The sequence below is a fragment of the Hydrogenophaga sp. FG152 genome (assembly GCF_057809615.1).
On record NZ_JBMDKH010000003.1, the window covers coordinates 60,241 to 75,997 of the forward strand.

Consider the following 15,757-nt stretch of genomic DNA (forward strand, 5'->3'; position numbering starts at 1 on the left):
GATTCAATCATGTGTGGAATCGTGGGCGTGGTCAGCAAGACGCCAGTCAATCAGCTTATCTACGACGCGCTGTTGCTGTTGCAACACCGAGGCCAGGATGCCGCCGGCATCGTGACCCAGCAGGGTCGCAAGTTCTTCATGCACAAGGCCAAGGGCATGGTGCGCGACATCTTCCGCACCCGCAACATGCGCGCCTTGCCCGGCCTGTGCGGCCTGGGCCAGGTGCGCTACCCCACCGCCGGCAATGCCTTCAGCGAGGAAGAGGCGCAGCCCTTCTACGTGAACGCACCCTTCGGCCTGGTGCTGGTGCACAACGGCAACCTGACCAACGCCAAGGCGCTGGCCCAGGAGCTTTTCCAGACCGACCACCGCCACGTCAACACCGAAAGCGACTCCGAGGTGCTGCTCAACGTGCTGGCGCATGAACTGGAGAAGGTCACGCGCGGCACCACCCTCAAGCCGGCCGACGTGTTCGCCGCCGTGCGCGGCGTGCACCGGCGTGTGAAGGGCTCCTACGCCGTGGTGGCGCTGATCGCCGGCCATGGCCTGCTGGCCTTCCGCGATCCCCATGGCATCCGCCCGCTGTGCCTGGGCCGCAACAAGGACGGTGGCGTGATGGTGGCCAGCGAGTCCGTCACGCTGGAGGGCAACGGTTTCGAGTTCGACCGCGACCTGCAGCCCGGTGAAGCGGTGTTCGTCGACCTCGAAGGCCAGATGCAGTTCGAGCAGTGCGCCGACAAGGTCAGCCACAACCCCTGCATCTTCGAATTCGTCTACCTGGCCCGGCCCGACTCGGTGATGGACGGCATCTCGGTCTACCAGGCGCGGCTGAACCTGGGCGTGACGCTGGCCAAGCGCGTGGTCTCCACCGTGCCGCCCAACGAAATCGACGTGGTGATCCCGATTCCCGAATCCTCGCGCCCGAGTGCCATGGAGCTGGCCCAGCTGCTGGGCCTGCCGTACCGCGAAGGCTTCGTGAAGAACCGCTACGTGGGCCGCACCTTCATCATGCCGGGGCAGGGCGTGCGCAAGAAATCGGTGCGCCAGAAGCTCAACGTGATCGGCAGCGAATTCAAGGGCCGCAACGTGCTGCTGGTGGACGACTCCATCGTGCGTGGCACCACCAGCCGCGAAATCGTGCAGATGGCGCGCGACGCCGGTGCGCGCAAGGTCTACCTGGCCAGCGCCGCGCCGCCCGTGCGCTACCCCAACGTCTACGGCATCGACATGCCCACGCCCGACGAGCTCGTGGCCCACGGCCGCACGGTCGACGAGGTGCGCGAGATCATCGGCTGCGACGCGCTGATCTACCAGGACGTGGACGCGATGAAGCAGGCCATCGGCTCGCTCAACCCCAAGCTCGATGGTTTCGATGCCTCGTGCTTCGACGGCGTGTACGTCACCGGCGACATCACGCCGGCCGACATCGCCCGCCTCAACGCCGGCCGCGACCAGAGCGAAGAGGGCGAGGAAGACACCTCGCGCCTCGCCTTGCCCAATGCCCAGGTCGTCTGACGCCCCATCTTCATGAACGCCAAGAAACCTGACCTGCACCGCGACACGCTCGCCGTGCGCGAAGCCGTCGAACGCAGCCCGTACGGCGAAAACTCCGAAGCCCTGTACCTCACCAGCGGCTACGTGCAGCCCAGCGCCGAAGCCGCCGCGCGCCGCTTCGCGGGCGACGAAGAAGGCTTCACTTACGGCCGCTATGGCAACCCCACGGTGGCCAGCTTCGAACAGCGCCTGGCCGCGCTCGAAGGCGCCGAGGCCTGCATCTCCACCGCCTCGGGCATGTCGGCCATCCTCATGATGTGCATGGGCCTGCTCAAGGCCGGCGACCACGTGGTGTGCTCGCACTCCATGTTCGGCTCCACCATCAAGCTGATCGGCTCGGACCTCGCCAAGTTCGGCGTCGAGTCCAGCTTCGTGTCGCAGACCGACGTGGCAGCCTGGAAGGCGGCCGTCAAGCCCAACACCCGCCTGATGTTCGCCGAGACGCCGACCAATCCGCTGACCGAGGTCTGCGACATCCGCGCGCTGGCCGACATCGCGCACGCCGCCGGTGCGCTGCTGTGCGTGGACAACTGCTTCGCCACGCCAGCGCTGCAGCGCCCGATGGCGCTGGGCGCCGACATCGTCATGCATTCGGGCACCAAGTACCTCGACGGCCAGGGCCGCGTGATGGCTGGCGCCCTGTGCGCCAGCCAGGAACTGGTGACCAAGACCTTCCTGCCGGTGCTCAAGAGCGCGGGCATGACGCTCGCGCCCTTCAACGCCTGGGTCGTGCTCAAGGGCTTGGAAACGCTCGACATCCGCATGCGCGCCCAGTCGGCCAACGCCCTGGCCCTGGCGCAGTGGCTGGAGGCTCACCCGTCGGTCGCCCGCGTCTACTACCCCGGGCTCGCCAGCCATCCGCAGCACGCGCTGGCGATGGCGCAGCAATCGGGTTGCGGCGGTGCCGTGCTGTCCTTCGAAGTGAAGGGCGCCGACCCCGAGCAAGCCCGCCAGCGCGCCTTCCACGTGCTCGACTCGCTGCAGGTGATGTCGCTCTCCACCAACCTCGGCGACACCAAGACGCTGATCGCCCACCCCGCCAGCACCTCGCACGGCCGCCTGACCGAAGCGCAGCGCCAGACGGCGGGCGTGGTGCAGGGGCTGATCCGAGTGGCCGTGGGGCTGGAGCACCTGGGCGATATCCAGGCCGACCTTGACCGTGGTCTTTCTTCCTTCTGACATGTCCGCACCCATCCGCACCCGCTTCGCCCCGTCGCCCACCGGTTTCATCCACTTGGGCAACATCCGCTCCGCGCTCTACCCCTGGGCGTTCGCGCGCTCCACCGGCGGCGCCTTCATCCTGCGCATCGAAGACACCGACCTCGAACGCTCCTCGCAAGCCGCGGTGGACGTGATCATCGAAGGCATGAAGTGGCTCGGCCTGGACCACGACGAAGGGCCGTTCTATCAGATGCAGCGCATGGACCGCTACAAGGCGGTGCTCGCCGAGATGGTGGCGGGCGGCCTGGTCTACCCCTGCTACATGAGCGTGGCCGAACTCGATGCCCTGCGCGAAAAACAGATGGCCGCGAAGGAGAAGCCGCGCTACGACGGCACCTGGCGGCCCGAGCCCGGCAAGACCCTGCCGCCCGTGCCCGAAGGCGTGAAGCCCGTGCTGCGCTTCAAGAACCCGCAGGGTGGCGTGGTGGCCTGGGACGACAAGGTCAAAGGCCGCATCGAAATCGCCAACGACGAACTCGACGACCTCGTGATCGCCCGGCCCGATGGCACGCCCACCTACAACTTCTGCGTGGTGGTGGACGACATCGACATGGCCATCAGCCACGTGATCCGTGGCGACGACCACGTGAACAACACGCCGCGCCAGATCAACATCTTCCGCGCGCTCGGCAAGGAGCCGCCGGTGTACGCCCACCTGCCCACCGTGCTCAACGAGCAGGGCGAGAAGATGAGCAAGCGCAACGGCGCCAAGCCCGTCACGCAGTACCGCGACGAAGGCTATCTGCCCGACGCCATGGTGAACTACCTCGCGCGCCTGGGCTGGAGCCACGGCGACGATGAGATCTTCAGCCGCGCGCAGTTTCTCGAGTGGTTCAACCTCGACCACCTGGGCCGCAGCGCCGCGCAGTTCGACGAAGCCAAACTCAGGTGGGTCAACGCGCAGCACCTCAAGGCCATGGCCGACGACGCGCTTGCGTCGCTGGTGGCCGCGCACCTGCAGCAGCAGGGCATCACGACCGACGCGCGCCTGCCGCGCATCTGCGGCCTGTTCAAGGACCGCTGCGACACCACCGTGGCGCTGGCCCAGTGGGCCAAGGCTTTCTACGCCGACATCACGCCCAACGCCGACGAGCACGCGCAACACGTCACCGACGCCGTGCGGCCCGTGCTGGCCACGCTGGCGGAGAAGCTCACGGCCTGTGCCTGGGACAAGGCCAGCCTCTCGGCGGCCATCAAGGAAGTGCTCGCCGCGCACGGCCTGAAGATGGCGCAACTGGCCATGCCGGTGCGCGTGCTGGTGATGGGCACGGCCCAGACGCCGTCGCTCGATGCGGTGCTCGAACTGCAAAATCGTGACGTTGTTCTGCAGCGTTTGCAGAACGCCTGAAAAAATCGCCTATAATTTGAGGCTTGCTGAAATGCACTGAGCGACAAGTCGCAAAGAGCGGTCAGCAAACCCTGTGGGGGTATAGCTCAGCTGGGAGAGCGCTTGCATGGCATGCAAGAGGTCAGCGGTTCGATCCCGCTTACCTCCACCAAGGATTGAAGTCGCGAAGAGGTTTTCATCGCGGCATCGGCAGAAAAAACAAGCTCTGTCGCTGCTACAATGGAAGGCTCTTTGAGTCCAGGTTATGACCCTATCGTCTAGAGGCCTAGGACATCACCCTTTCACGGTGAGTACCGGGGTTCGAATCCCCGTAGGGTCGCCAAACAAGCCGCAAGGCAAGTAGGCAACAAGTGGTTGGCACTTGGTTCGCAAGAACGAACGCCATCTACCAGGAGTGGTAGTTCAGTTGGTTAGAATACCGGCCTGTCACGCCGGGGGTCGCGGGTTCGAGCCCCGTCCACTCCGCCAAATAAATCAATGGGTTACGTGAGAAATCGCGTAGCCCATTTTGGTTTCTGGCGCCCCATTTCCCCACTTGGAACCACGTCATCGCAGAGCGCTTTGCCGGCGTCTCGTGTGGCGCTGTCCCTCAAGCGAAGGACAGACGCGCGAATGGCCCTCGTCTAGATTGGCATCCATCCACGATGGAAGCCAAAGACATGTTCATTCGAAACTGCTGGTACGTCGCCGCCTGGGCGCACGAGATCCCCGAGCAAGGCCTGTTTTCCCGCGTCATTCTGGGCGAGCCGCTGCTCCTGTACCGCCTGGCCAATGGCGAGACCGTGGCGCTGGAAGACCGGTGCTGCCACCGCCTCGCACCGCTTTCCGCCGGTCGGCGCGAGGGCGACTGCGTGCGCTGTGGCTACCACGGGCTGAAGTTCTCGCCCGACGGCGCCTGCGTCGAAGCGCCAGGCCTCGACCGCATCCCCATCAAGGCAAAGGTGCGCAGCTACCCCGTTGCCGTGCGAAACCGGTGGGTGTTCGTCTGGATGGGCGATCCGGGTCTCGCGGACACCGCGCTGCTGCCGGACAACTTCTCCTGCGACCACCCCGAGTGGCACTACCAGCCGGGCTATCTGCACTACGAGACGCCCTACATGCTCATCTGCGACAACCTGCTTGACTTTTCGCACCTGTCGTACGTGCACGAGAACACCCTGGGGGGCTCCACGCGGATCGCGCAGTCGAAGCCCGAGGTGGAGCGCGTGCCGCAGGGCATCCGGGTCACGCGCCACGTGCCGGACGTGCCGCCCTCCGCGTACTGGCGCTCGTTCCACGAATTCGAAGGCAACGTCGACCGCTGGTTCGTCTACGACTTCCTGCTGCCCGGCACCCTCATCATGGAGTCCGGCGGGCGCCCGACGGGCCAGGCCGAGGGCGACATGGCGGGCGCGGTGCGCCTGCACAGCTGCCAGACGCTGACGCCCGAGACGGCAACCTCCACCCACTACTTCTTCCAGCAGGCCTACCACGCGCCCGCGCCCATTCCCGGGACCACGGCCACCATCTTCCAGGGACTGCTCGCCGCCTTCGAGGAAGACCGCTCGATCATCACGGCCCAGTACCGGAACCTGCTTCTCAATCCCGCCGCGCCGATGCTGCCCATGGCGATGGACCACGCGCTGGTGCAGTTCCGCCGCCTCGTGGACAGCGAGCTGGCGAAGGAGCGCGAGCGCGCGCCCGCTCGCCCGGCGGTCGTCGCGGCCTAGAACAGAACAACACCCCCACCCAGGAGACAACCCCATGATCCGTCGAACCATTCTTCGCCTGTGGGCGCTCGTCGGCGCCGCCACGCTGCCTTTCGCGGTGCTCGCTCAGGCGCCCGCCGCATTCCCGAACAAGCCCATCCGCATCGTGGCCTCCGCGGCCGCTGGGGGCGCCACGGACTTTGTCGCCAGAACCGTCGGTGAGCGCTTGTCCAAGCAACTCGGCCAACCGGTCATCGTGGACAACAAGGCGGGAGCGAACGGTGCCCTGGGCGCTTCCGAGGTGGCTCGCGCCGCACCGGACGGGTACACGCTGCTGGTGACCTTGGGTGACACCCTGATCAACAACGTGGCGATGTACAAGACGCTGTCGTACGACCCGTTCAAGGATTTCAGCTACATCACGCAAGCCGTTCGCAGCCCGGCGGTGATTTCCGCGAACGCGGACCTCCCCGTCAAGACCATGGCCGACTTCAGGCGCTACGCGGCCGAGCAGCGCGGCAAGCTGACCTATGGCTCCTGGGGGCCTGGTGGCCTGGGCCATCTGGCGGGTGAACAGCTCAATCGCATCATCGGTGCCGAAATGGTCCATGTGCCGCAGCGCGGCGAGGCGCCGGTGATGGCCGATCTGCTGTCGAAAACCGTCAGCGTGGGCCTGACCTCGGCCGGGCTGGCCAAGCAGCACGTGCTGGCGGGCAAGGTGACCGCATTGGCCATCATGGGCAAAGAGCGGTCGCCGGCCTTGCCGCAAGTCCCGACCATGCGGGAGCAAGGTTTCGACGATCCCTTGTTCGATGCGGCCGTCTACATCGCCTTCGTCGCGCCGGCCAGGACGCCCGAGCCTGTGGTGAAGAAACTCGCGGACGAGATCCGCAAGATTCTGGCGGACCCCGAAGTCGGCCGGTTGATGAACGAGCGGGGCCTGGACATCATGAACAGCACCCCCAGGGAGTTCGAGGCCAGCCACCGCGCGGAAGCCGAGGTGATCCTCAAGCGCATCAAGGACTTCGGGCTGGTGGCGCAGTAAGAAGAGGGCGCCGGTCAGGTTGACCCGCGGCCGCGCGGCCGCCGACCGGGTAATCCCTATTTGTGCCCTATCGGCGAGGTTTCAAACTGGCTGCGCCATGCGCTCCACCTGGAATGTCCTCACGCCACCGCCCGGCCACCATGTGGACGCGGCGGCCATGAACCTGCTGCTCGATGTGCCAACGAGCACCACACCCGGGCGCGGCTTGCTGAACTTCATCAACGCGCACGTGGAGGTGGACTACCTCTCCCTGGTCGAGTACTCGGGGGCCGTGCCCTCGCAGGTGGATGGATGCACGCACCGGGACCACCTGCCCAACATCACGGGCGAGTGCTTTGCCCGCTACAAGCGGCAGTACAGCCAGCTGGACGAGGTGACGCACCTGGCGGGCCGGGTCCAGCAGGATGTGCATCCCTCGCCGGATGTGACCGTGGTGCACTATGGCCTGGAGGACATTCCGGACATCTGCTGGCGGCAGGAGATTTTTGAGCATTCGAAACTCACGGGCCGGTTGAGCTTCCTGTACGCGCCGGTCGCCCGCACCGCGTTTGCCATCAACCTCTACCGCGATGTGTCCTGCGGGCCATTTGCACCCCTGGAAATCGACCGCCTGACCGCCATCGCGCCCATTCTTCGCAAGGTGCACCTCAACGCCTTGCATGTCCGGCGGCAGCGCCTGCATGCGCAGGCGCGCAAGGCCCTGGTCGAGCAGAACCTGCTGGAGCGGGCACCCCGGTTGTCCGGGCGCGAGCGCGAGGTCTGCGTGGGCATCGTGGACGGTCTCAGTGTGGACGCCATCGCTGCGGACATGGGCGTGGCCCCGTCCACGGTGCAGACCCTGCGCAAACGCGCCTACATCAAGCTGGGCATCGAGGCGCGCAGCGAGTTGCTGCTGCTGTCGAACTGACGTGACATAGACCGATCGCGTTGCCATGACCCTCTGACCAGGCGGGCTGCCTTGGTCAGAGCCAACCCGGTAGAAGCGCTTCTGGCTCGGCCTCAGTGCGCCTGGGTGTACAGGACGAGGGCGTGGGTCTGGTTCAGCTCGCGTGGGTTGTTGGCCAGCAGCCTTTGCACGCCCATGGCGGCCTCAGCCAGCATGGGCAGGTCGTTGGCGGCGATGCCCACCTCGCGCAGCCGCTGCGGCATCGGGGCTTGCGCCACGTGCCCGGCCATGGTGGCGATGAAGGCTTCGGCCGCTTCCGCATCGCCGGCCGCGTGCAGCGCCGGGTTCAAGGCGCGCGCGAGTTCGGCGTAGCGCGCGCCCGCCTCGGGCAGGTTGAAGCGCAGCACCGGCACCATGACCAAGGCGTTGGCCAGGCCGTGGGGCACGTGGAAGTGGCTGCCCAGCGGGTGGGCCAGGGCGTGGATCGCGGCCACCGGCGCATTGGCGAAGGCCATGCCGGCCAGCATCGAGCCCAGCAGCATGGCTTCCCGTGCCTCGATGTCGTCGCCCTGGGCGATCACGCGCCCAAGGTGGCGGTCGAGCAGCTGGAGCGCGCGCACCGCCAGTGCGTCGGAGATCGGGTTCTTCAGGTGGCGGGTGGTGTAGGCCTCGATGGCGTGCACCATCGCATCCACGCCGGTCATGGCGGTGGGCGCGGGCGGCAGGGCCAGGGTCAGCTGGGCGTCCAGCACGGCGACATCGGGGTACAGCAGCGAGCTGATGACGCCGCGTTTCTGGTGGTCCGGTGTGGAGACCACCGAGGTGGGCGTGGCCTCGGAACCGGTACCGGCCGTGGTCGGCACCTGGATCAGCGGCAGGCGTGGGCCGGTCGCGCGCTGCGGCCCGTAGATGTCGGCCAGCGGCTGGGGGCTGGCCGTGAGCAGCGCGACCAGCTTGGCGGTGTCCAGCGAGCTGCCGCCGCCCAGGCCGATGACGCAGTCGGCCCCGGCCGCACGCGCCGCTTCCACCGCCGCGAGCACCACGTGCTCGGGCGGGTCGGCCTCCACCTTGTCGTGCACCGTCACGCGCAGCCCGGCCTTGCGCAGCGCGGCCACCGGGGCGTCGATCAGGCCTGCGCGCACCAGGCCGGCGTCGGTGACGACGAAGGCATGCCCACGTCCTTGCAGCAGCGGTGCGAGTCGCAGGGCCGCGCCGCGCTCGCAGACGATGCGGGGTGGGGTTTCGAATTGGAAGCTGGGCATGGAGCGGGACATGAAAGGCGAAGCAAGGCCCCTCGCCGTCGATCGGGCGATGTCGTTCACAGGCGAGGGGGCGGGGCGCGGCGCGCCCGGGCGGTCAGTTGATGGAGATCTTGGTGCGCGTGATCAGCTCACCGTAGGTCTTGTGGTCCTTGCGCAGCACGTTGCCCAGCTCGGCCGGGGTGGTTGTGACGCTCTCGAAACCCATGGCCTGCACGCGCTCGATGGAGGCGGGCTTCTTCAGGCTCTTGTTGATCTCGGCGTTCAGGCGGCGGATCACGTCGTCCGGCGTGCCGGCGGGGGCAAAGACGCCGTGCCAGCCGCTGATCTTCTCCAGCTCGGGCAGACCCACCTCGCGGAAGGTGGGCACGTCGGGCAGCGCGGCGGCGCGCTTGGGGCCGATCACGGCGAGGGCCTTGAGCTTGCCGGCCTTCACATGGATGGCGCTGCCCGAGTCGAAGGTGAAATCCACCACGCCGGCCAGCAGGTCCTGGATCGAGGGCGCCAGGCCCTTGTAGGCGAGGTGCTCGGCCTGGGTGTCGGTCTCCAGGTTCAGCAGGGCGCCCGCCACGTGCGGGAAGGAGCCGTTGCCGGTGGAGGAGTAGTTCAGCTTGCCGGGGCTGGCCTTCATCTTCTCGACCAGGCCCTTGACATCGCTCACGCCCACCTTGGGGTGGGCCAGCAGGGCCATGTTGAGGCCGGCCGTCATGGCGACGGGCGCAAAGTCCTTGATCGGATCGAACGGCACCTTGTCCATGACATAGGGGCCCAGCGTCAGCGTGCTGGAGGCCAGCATCAGCAGCGTGTGGCCGTCGGCCGGCGCGCGGCGCACGAACTCGGCGGCGATGTTGCCGTTGGCGCCCGCGCGGTTGTCGATCACCACCGGCTGTCCCAGGGCCTCGCCCATGTCCTTGGCCACCATGCGCGCGATGGCGTCGATGGTGCCGCCGGCCGGCACCGAGACCACGATGGTCACGGGTTTGGAGGGGAAGGACTGGGCCGCGGCGAAGGGGGCAAAGGCCGAAACGACCAGGGCGGGGAGCAGTTGTCGGATCACGGGGGACTACCTCGGTTCTTGGGGGAATGGGTGAAGGGATGAGGGAAATTCTAGGGAGGCACCCGGGAGCGCAAGGCACTTTCTTGTTAACCTCTGGTTGACGATTTTGCCCTTGACCCCCACCCACGTTTCGCCTTGCCATGCCCGTGTCCTCGCTGCTCAACGGCCGCCATTTCCAGATCTTCACCGCGGTGATGCGCAGCCGGGGGCTGGGCGAGGCCGCGCTCAAGCTGGGCATTTCCAAGGCCGCCGTCAGCAAGACCCTGGCCCTGCTGGAGCGAGAGACCGGCGTCGAGCTGTTCACGCGCCACGGTGGCCGGCTGGAACCCACTGCCGCGGCCCGCCGCCTGCTGCCGCGCGCCGAGCAGGCGGCCAACCACCTGGCCTGGGCGCTGGCCGAAGCCGCCACGCTGGACCAGGCCTCGAACCGCACGGTGACGGTGGCGGCGCACGCGCCCCCTTTGATCGCCATCCTGCCCGGCGCGATCCAGCGCTTCAAGCTCAGCCACCCCGAGGTCAAGGTGCGGGTGCGGGTGGAGGGTCCGCCCGAGGTGCTGCGGCTGGTCGCTCACCACGAGGTCGATCTGGGCGTCACCAACCCGCCCGCGCCCAACACCATCAGCGCCGTGGAGCTGTGCGAGCGCCGCACCATCTCCGAGGACTTGCTGGTGGTGGCCATGCACCGGCGCCACCCGCTGGTGGCCAAGGCCCTGGTGCGGCCGCAGGACCTCGTGGACACCGAGGTGATCGCGCTGCCGGAGGAGTCGCCCACGTCGATCCTGGTGCGCGCCACGCTGCAGGAAGCCGGCGTGCTGGTGGGGCAGGGCACGGTCGCCAGCACCTCCATGGGGGTGTGCGCGCTGGTGCAGCAGAACGTGGGCATCGGGCTGATCAACCCCATGCTGCTGTCCACCGGCATCTTCCCGGACATCGTGACGCGGCCCTTCCGCCCGCGCATCGAGCTCGGGACGGAGATCTACCGCTCGGCGATCCGCCCGCTCAGCGACGAGGCGCAGGTGCTGGCCGGCTACCTCGAGGAAGTGGCGCTGGCGCTGCCCGGCTCGCCCTCGGCGGGCAAGGCCCGCCCACGCGCGGCGGCCGCGAAGTGACCGCGTGCCCTCAGGCCGCGCGCTCCAGCCAGCCCAGCCGCACCAGCCCGGTGGACAGGGCGGTGCCGCAGACGATGACCACGCCGCAGCCGATCATCCAGGGCGTGATGACCTCGTTGAGGAACACCGAGCCGTAGACCAGCGCGAACACCGGCACCAGGAAGGTGACGGTCAGCGCGCGGCTCGGGCCGGCCTTCTCGATCAGGTGGAAAAAGATGATGTAGGCGATGGCCGTGCACAGCAAGGCCACGGCGGCGACCGCGCCCCAGGCGGTGCTGCTCACCGGCTGGCTGGGCCACAGCAGGGCGGTGGGAATGGCCAGGCCCAGGGCCGCGCCGATCTGGCTGCCCGTGGCGGTGGCCAGCGGGTGGGCGCCCGTGAGGTAGCGCTTGGTGAAGCTCGCGGCGATGCCGTAGAACAGGGTGGCGAGCAGGCAGGCACCCATGGCGATCAGCGTGCTGGCCACGGGGCCGTCGCTCACCACCCCGGCCGCGCTGAAACCGGACTTGCCGATCACCAGCAAGGTGACACCGGCAAAGCCGATCGCCAGGCCCAGCATGCGCGAGCCGCCCGGCCGGTCCTTGAGCCATAGCCAGGCCACCAGCGCACCCGACAGCGGCACGGTGGCGTTGAGGATGGAGGTCAGGCCGGTTGGGATGTGCAGCACGGCGTAGGCGAACAAGGCGAAGGGGATGCCGGAGTTGAGCAGGCCGACGAACAGGATGGGCCGGGCGCGCGAGCGGAAGTCGGCCCACACGCCCTTGATGAAGAACACCGGCAGCAGGAAGAGGGCGGCGAGCGCGACGCGCAGGCCGGCCGTTGGCAGCGCGCCGAATTCGGCGCCGCCCAGGCGCATGAACAAGAAGGAGGCACCCCACAGGGCGGCCAGCAGCAGGAATTCCAGGACGAGGGTGGGACTCATGGCGTCAAAGTATGCATGGCGCCCCGGTGGTCTCGGCGCGCGATTGATGCCGGATGGGGCCTGGATTGATGAGTGGAACGGCACAATGCCGTTCGTCGCGCCTGCTTCACAGCCGGATGGCGCCTTCGAGCGAGAGCAGGGCGGTCTTGCGATCCAGCCCGCCCGCGTAGCCGGTGAGCGAGCCGTCGGTGCCCAGCACGCGGTGGCAGGGCACCACCACACTCATCGGGTTGCGGCCGACCGCCGCCCCCAGCGCGCGCACCGCGGCCGGCTTGCCGATGGCCGTGCTCAGGCGCCCGTAGCTGGTGGTGGCGCCGGGCGCGATGCCCAGCAAAGCCTGCCACACCTGCTGCTGGAAGGGCGTGCCCATGCTCAGGTCCAGCGGCAGCTCGAAGCGCTGGCGCTGCCCGGCGAAGTACTGCGTGAGCTGTTCGATGGCCTGGCGCAGCACCGGGTGGTCGGGGTCGTGGCGCCAGGCCGCGCGGTCCGGGCCGTGGCGCTGCCCGTCGAACCAGACGCCGCTCAGGCCGCGCGGCGTGGCCGCCAGCGTCATGGCGCCCATCGGGCCTTGCCAGGTGGTGAAGACGGTGAGGGGATCGTGTTTCATGCGGATGCTCCTGTGGATGAGACGACGTTGCCTGCCGACCAGGCGCGCACGACGGCGTAGCTGCGCCAGGGCTTCCAGGCGAGGGAGGCGGCTTCGGCCTCGCGGGCCGGGTGTTTGCTTTCGCGCACGCCCATGACCTTGTGCAGTGCCACGTCACCCGCAGGGAAGGCGTCGGGCCAGCGCAGGGCGCGCATGGCGATGTACTGCGCGGTCCAGTCGCCGATGCCCGGCATGGCCTTGAGGGCGGTGAGGGTGGCGGGCACGTCGGCGCTGCCGTTGAGCACGAGGCCCTGCTCGGCCACGCCGCGCGCCAGCGCCACGATGGCGGCCTGGCGCTGCCGCACGATGCCGAGTTCCCCCAAGCCGTCGCCTTCGGCCTGGGCCAGTGCGGCGGGCCTGGGGAACAGGCGGGAGAGGCCGGCGTGCGGCGTCTCGATGGGCTCGCCGAAGCGGTTCACCAGCCGTTGCGCCAGCGTGCGCGCGGCCGCCACGGTGATCTGCTGGCCGAGCACGGCGCGCACCGCGAGCTCGAAGCCGTCGAGCGCGCCGGGCACCCGCAGGCCATCGCCGGCCGGGAACGCGCCGTGCAGCACGGCGTTGATGGCGGTCGGGTCGGCGTCCAGGTCGAGCGCGGCGCGCAGGCGGTGAATCACCTGGGGCAAGACCTCGCGCAGGTCGTCGCTGACTCGCAGCTCGAGCTGGCAGCGGGCCTCGTCGAAACCGGCCACCAGCCAGCCCTTGTGGGTGCGCCCGCCCAGCTCCATGCGCAGGGTCTGCCCCAGGCGCAGGCCCTGTTCGTCGACGAAGGCCACGCCGTCGATCAGGCGCTGGCGGAAGAAGCCCAGCGTGGCCGCCACGTCGTACGGCGGCCGGTAGCCCAGCCGCACCGGGGTGCCCTGGCCGGCGTCGCGGGCGCGGGTGGCGGTTTCGCGCCGCAGCTGCGTGGGGTTGAGCCGGTAGTGCTCGAGAAAGGCCGCGTTGAAGCGCCGCACGCTGGCAAAGCCGCTGGCCTGGGCGATCTGGGTGACGGGCAGGTCGGTGTCGGCCAGCAGCTGCTTGGCCGTCAGCAGCTTGCGCGTGAGCAGGTACTGCAGCGGCGAGACGCCCAGGCGTTCCTCGAACACGCGCCGCAGGTGGCGGTCGCTCACGCCCAGCCGAGCCGCCAGGCGCTCGCCCATCGCACCGCCGTCGTCGTCCTGCCAGTGCTGGGGGTCGTCCAGCCACAGCGTGGCCTGCTGCACCAGGATGGTGGAGGCGTCTTCCGTCGACCAATGCCGCTCGCGTGGCGCCAGCTCGGGCCGGCAGCGCAGGCAGGGCCGGAAGCCCGCCTGTTCGGCCTGCGCGGCGTGCGTGAAGAAACGGCAGTTCTCGCGCCGGGGCGTGCGCACGCGGCACACCGGCCGGCAGTAGATGCCGGTGGAGGTGACGGCGGTGAAGAACTGGCCGTCGAAGCGCGCGTCGTGCGAGCACAGCGCGCGGTAGCAGGCGTCTTCGTCGATGCGGTCTGAGCGGTTCATGGCTGCCATGGTAGGCCGTTCGGACGGGGTTGACTGGCCGTTTCCGGACATGTGCCTCCGGCATGATGGAGACCCCCTCCTACAATGCCCGTTTTGCCCGTCACGAGGAAAAACCCTATGCAAGTTGCCGCGTCCATCTTCAAGGCCTACGACATCCGGGGCGTCACCCCCACCGCGTTGAACGAAGGCGTGGCCGAGGCATTGGGCCTGGCCTTCGGCACCCGGGCCCTGGAACTGGGCGAAAAGACCGTGGCCGTGGGCCGTGACGGCCGCCTGAGCGGCCCGGGTCTGTCCGCCGCGCTGATCCGGGGCCTGGTGGCCGCCGGGATCGATGTCATCGACATCGGTCTGGCGACCACGCCCATGCTGTACTTCGCCGCCGCCACGCTGTGCAGCAGCGGCATCCAGGTCACGGGCAGCCACAACCCCAGGGACTACAACGGTTTCAAGATGGTGCTGGCCGGCCGCGCGATCTATGGCGAGGACATCCAGGCCCTGCGCAAGACCATGGAAGCCGAGACGCACCGGCGCGCCGAGGGTGGTCGCGTGCGCCTGATCAACGTGCAGGCCGCCTACCAGGCCCGCATCGTGTCCGACGCCAAGCTCGCGCGCCCCATGAAGCTGGTGGTGGACTGCGGCAACGGCGTGGCCGGCGCCTCGGCCCCGGCGATCTTCCGCGCGCTGGGCTGCGAGGTGATCGAACTCTTCAGCGAGGTGGATGGCAACTTTCCCAACCACCACCCGGACCCGAGCAAGCCCGAGAACCTGCAGGACGTGATCCGCACGCTGCGCGAGACCGACGCCGAACTCGGCCTGGCTTTTGACGGCGACGGCGACCGCCTGGGCATCGTCACCAAGGACGGCCAGACCATCTACCCCGATCGCCAGATGATCCTGTTCGCGCAGGACGTGCTCTCGCGCGTGCCCGGCGGCGACATCGTGTTCGACGTGAAATGCTCACAGCGCCTGGCCCCGGCGATCGAGGCCGCGGGCGGCGTGGCCCACATCTACAAGACCGGCCACTCGCTGATCAAGGCGCGCATGAAAGAGCTGGACAGCCCGCTGGGCGGCGAGATGAGCGGCCACATCTTTTTCAAGGAGCGCTGGTTCGGTTTCGACGACGGCACCTACGCCGGCGCGCGCCTGCTGGAAATCCTCAGCCGCAGTCCCGACGCGAGCGCCGTGCTCAACGCCCTGCCCACCAGCCACAGCACGCCCGAGCTCAACGTGGCCTGTGCCGAAGGCGAGCCGCACGCGGTGGTGGACAAGCTGGTCGCGCTGGCGAAGTTCGACGCGCCGGCCAAACTCTCCACCATCGACGGCGTGCGCGTGGACTGGCCCGACGGCTTCGGTCTGATTCGCGCCTCCAACACCACGCCGGTGCTGGTGCTGCGCTTCGAAGGCCAGACCACCGAGGCACTGCACCGCATCGAGGCCACCATGCTGGCCTTGCTCAAGCAGGCCAAGCCCGACGCCGTGCTGGGTGCCAGTGCGCATTGAGATGAACACCCCTGCGGCGCTTCGCGCCACCCCCTCAAGGGGGC

The 15,757-nt window shown here is 68.4% G+C and carries 13 protein-coding genes and 3 tRNA genes; 11 read left to right on the top strand and 5 right to left on the bottom strand.

What is annotated here, in order from left to right; translation table 11 throughout:
- Window positions 1-9 precede the first annotated feature (9 nt).
- From purF to ACODTB_RS05210, 9 genes are all read left to right on the top strand, one after another.
- Window positions 10-1,515: an amidophosphoribosyltransferase gene (purF, locus tag ACODTB_RS05170; RefSeq protein ID WP_291112806.1), complete on the top strand. Its 1,506-nt coding sequence runs from the start codon at window positions 10-12 to the stop codon at window positions 1,513-1,515.
- Between the two features lie 12 nt (window positions 1,516-1,527).
- Window positions 1,528-2,733 carry an O-succinylhomoserine sulfhydrylase gene (locus tag ACODTB_RS05175; protein WP_291112804.1) on the top strand — a complete coding sequence of 402 codons (1,206 nt, stop codon included), beginning with the start codon at window positions 1,528-1,530 and terminating at the stop codon, window positions 2,731-2,733.
- Between the two features lies 1 nt (window position 2,734).
- A complete protein-coding gene (gene gltX / locus ACODTB_RS05180; protein ID WP_291112803.1) occupies window positions 2,735-4,123 on the top strand; it encodes a glutamate--tRNA ligase in 1,389 nt (462 codons plus the stop codon).
- Window positions 4,124-4,198: 75 nt separating this feature from the next.
- Window positions 4,199-4,274 (top strand) — tRNA-Ala (locus ACODTB_RS05185).
- A 95-nt stretch (window positions 4,275-4,369) separates the two neighbouring features.
- A tRNA-Glu gene (locus ACODTB_RS05190) sits at window positions 4,370-4,445 on the top strand.
- A 69-nt stretch (window positions 4,446-4,514) separates the two neighbouring features.
- A tRNA-Asp gene (locus tag ACODTB_RS05195) sits at window positions 4,515-4,591 on the top strand.
- A gap of 191 nt (window positions 4,592-4,782) precedes the next feature.
- Complete coding sequence (locus ACODTB_RS05200) at window positions 4,783-5,832, top strand: aromatic ring-hydroxylating dioxygenase subunit alpha (RefSeq protein ID WP_291112802.1); 1,050 nt, start codon at window positions 4,783-4,785, stop codon at window positions 5,830-5,832.
- A gap of 34 nt (window positions 5,833-5,866) precedes the next feature.
- Window positions 5,867-6,856, top strand: coding sequence for a Bug family tripartite tricarboxylate transporter substrate binding protein (locus ACODTB_RS05205; RefSeq protein WP_291112800.1), 990 nt, complete (start codon window positions 5,867-5,869; stop codon window positions 6,854-6,856).
- A gap of 97 nt (window positions 6,857-6,953) precedes the next feature.
- Entirely contained in the window at window positions 6,954-7,763 is an 810-nt protein-coding gene (locus ACODTB_RS05210) for a helix-turn-helix transcriptional regulator (protein WP_291112798.1), read from the top strand.
- 92 nt (window positions 7,764-7,855) lie between these two features.
- Here the strand turns inward: ACODTB_RS05210 and ACODTB_RS05215 are convergent, their stop codons facing one another.
- The gene (locus ACODTB_RS05215) at window positions 7,856-9,004 is read right to left on the bottom strand and encodes an iron-containing alcohol dehydrogenase (protein WP_291112796.1); all 1,149 of its coding nucleotides are present in this window, start codon (window positions 9,002-9,004) and stop codon (window positions 7,856-7,858) included.
- A gap of 94 nt (window positions 9,005-9,098) precedes the next feature.
- Entirely contained in the window at window positions 9,099-10,058 is a 960-nt protein-coding gene (locus tag ACODTB_RS05220) for a Bug family tripartite tricarboxylate transporter substrate binding protein (protein WP_291112794.1), read from the bottom strand.
- A gap of 140 nt (window positions 10,059-10,198) precedes the next feature.
- Between ACODTB_RS05220 and ACODTB_RS05225 the strand changes: the two genes are divergently transcribed.
- Complete coding sequence (locus ACODTB_RS05225) at window positions 10,199-11,167, top strand: LysR family transcriptional regulator (protein ID WP_291112792.1); 969 nt, start codon at window positions 10,199-10,201, stop codon at window positions 11,165-11,167.
- Between the two features lie 10 nt (window positions 11,168-11,177).
- Here ACODTB_RS05225 and ACODTB_RS05230 read toward each other — a convergent pair whose 3' ends face one another.
- The 3 genes from ACODTB_RS05230 to ACODTB_RS05240 form a co-directional block, all read right to left on the bottom strand.
- Entirely contained in the window at window positions 11,178-12,089 is a 912-nt protein-coding gene (locus ACODTB_RS05230; RefSeq protein ID WP_291112790.1) for a DMT family transporter, read from the bottom strand.
- Between the two features lie 106 nt (window positions 12,090-12,195).
- On the bottom strand, window positions 12,196-12,696 hold the full coding sequence (locus ACODTB_RS05235) for a methylated-DNA--[protein]-cysteine S-methyltransferase (RefSeq protein ID WP_291112788.1): 501 nt from the start codon (window positions 12,694-12,696) through the stop codon (window positions 12,196-12,198).
- Entirely contained in the window at window positions 12,693-14,213 is a 1,521-nt protein-coding gene (locus ACODTB_RS05240) for a DNA-3-methyladenine glycosylase 2 family protein (protein WP_488929143.1), read from the bottom strand. The genes ACODTB_RS05235 and ACODTB_RS05240 overlap by 4 nt, the downstream gene beginning before the upstream one ends.
- A gap of 117 nt (window positions 14,214-14,330) precedes the next feature.
- On the opposite strand from ACODTB_RS05240, the gene ACODTB_RS05245 reads away from it, so the two are divergent.
- Window positions 14,331-15,713, top strand: a complete 1,383-nt coding sequence (locus ACODTB_RS05245; protein ID WP_291112784.1) for a phosphomannomutase/phosphoglucomutase — start codon at window positions 14,331-14,333, stop codon at window positions 15,711-15,713.
- Window positions 15,714-15,757: the final 44 nt, after the last annotated feature.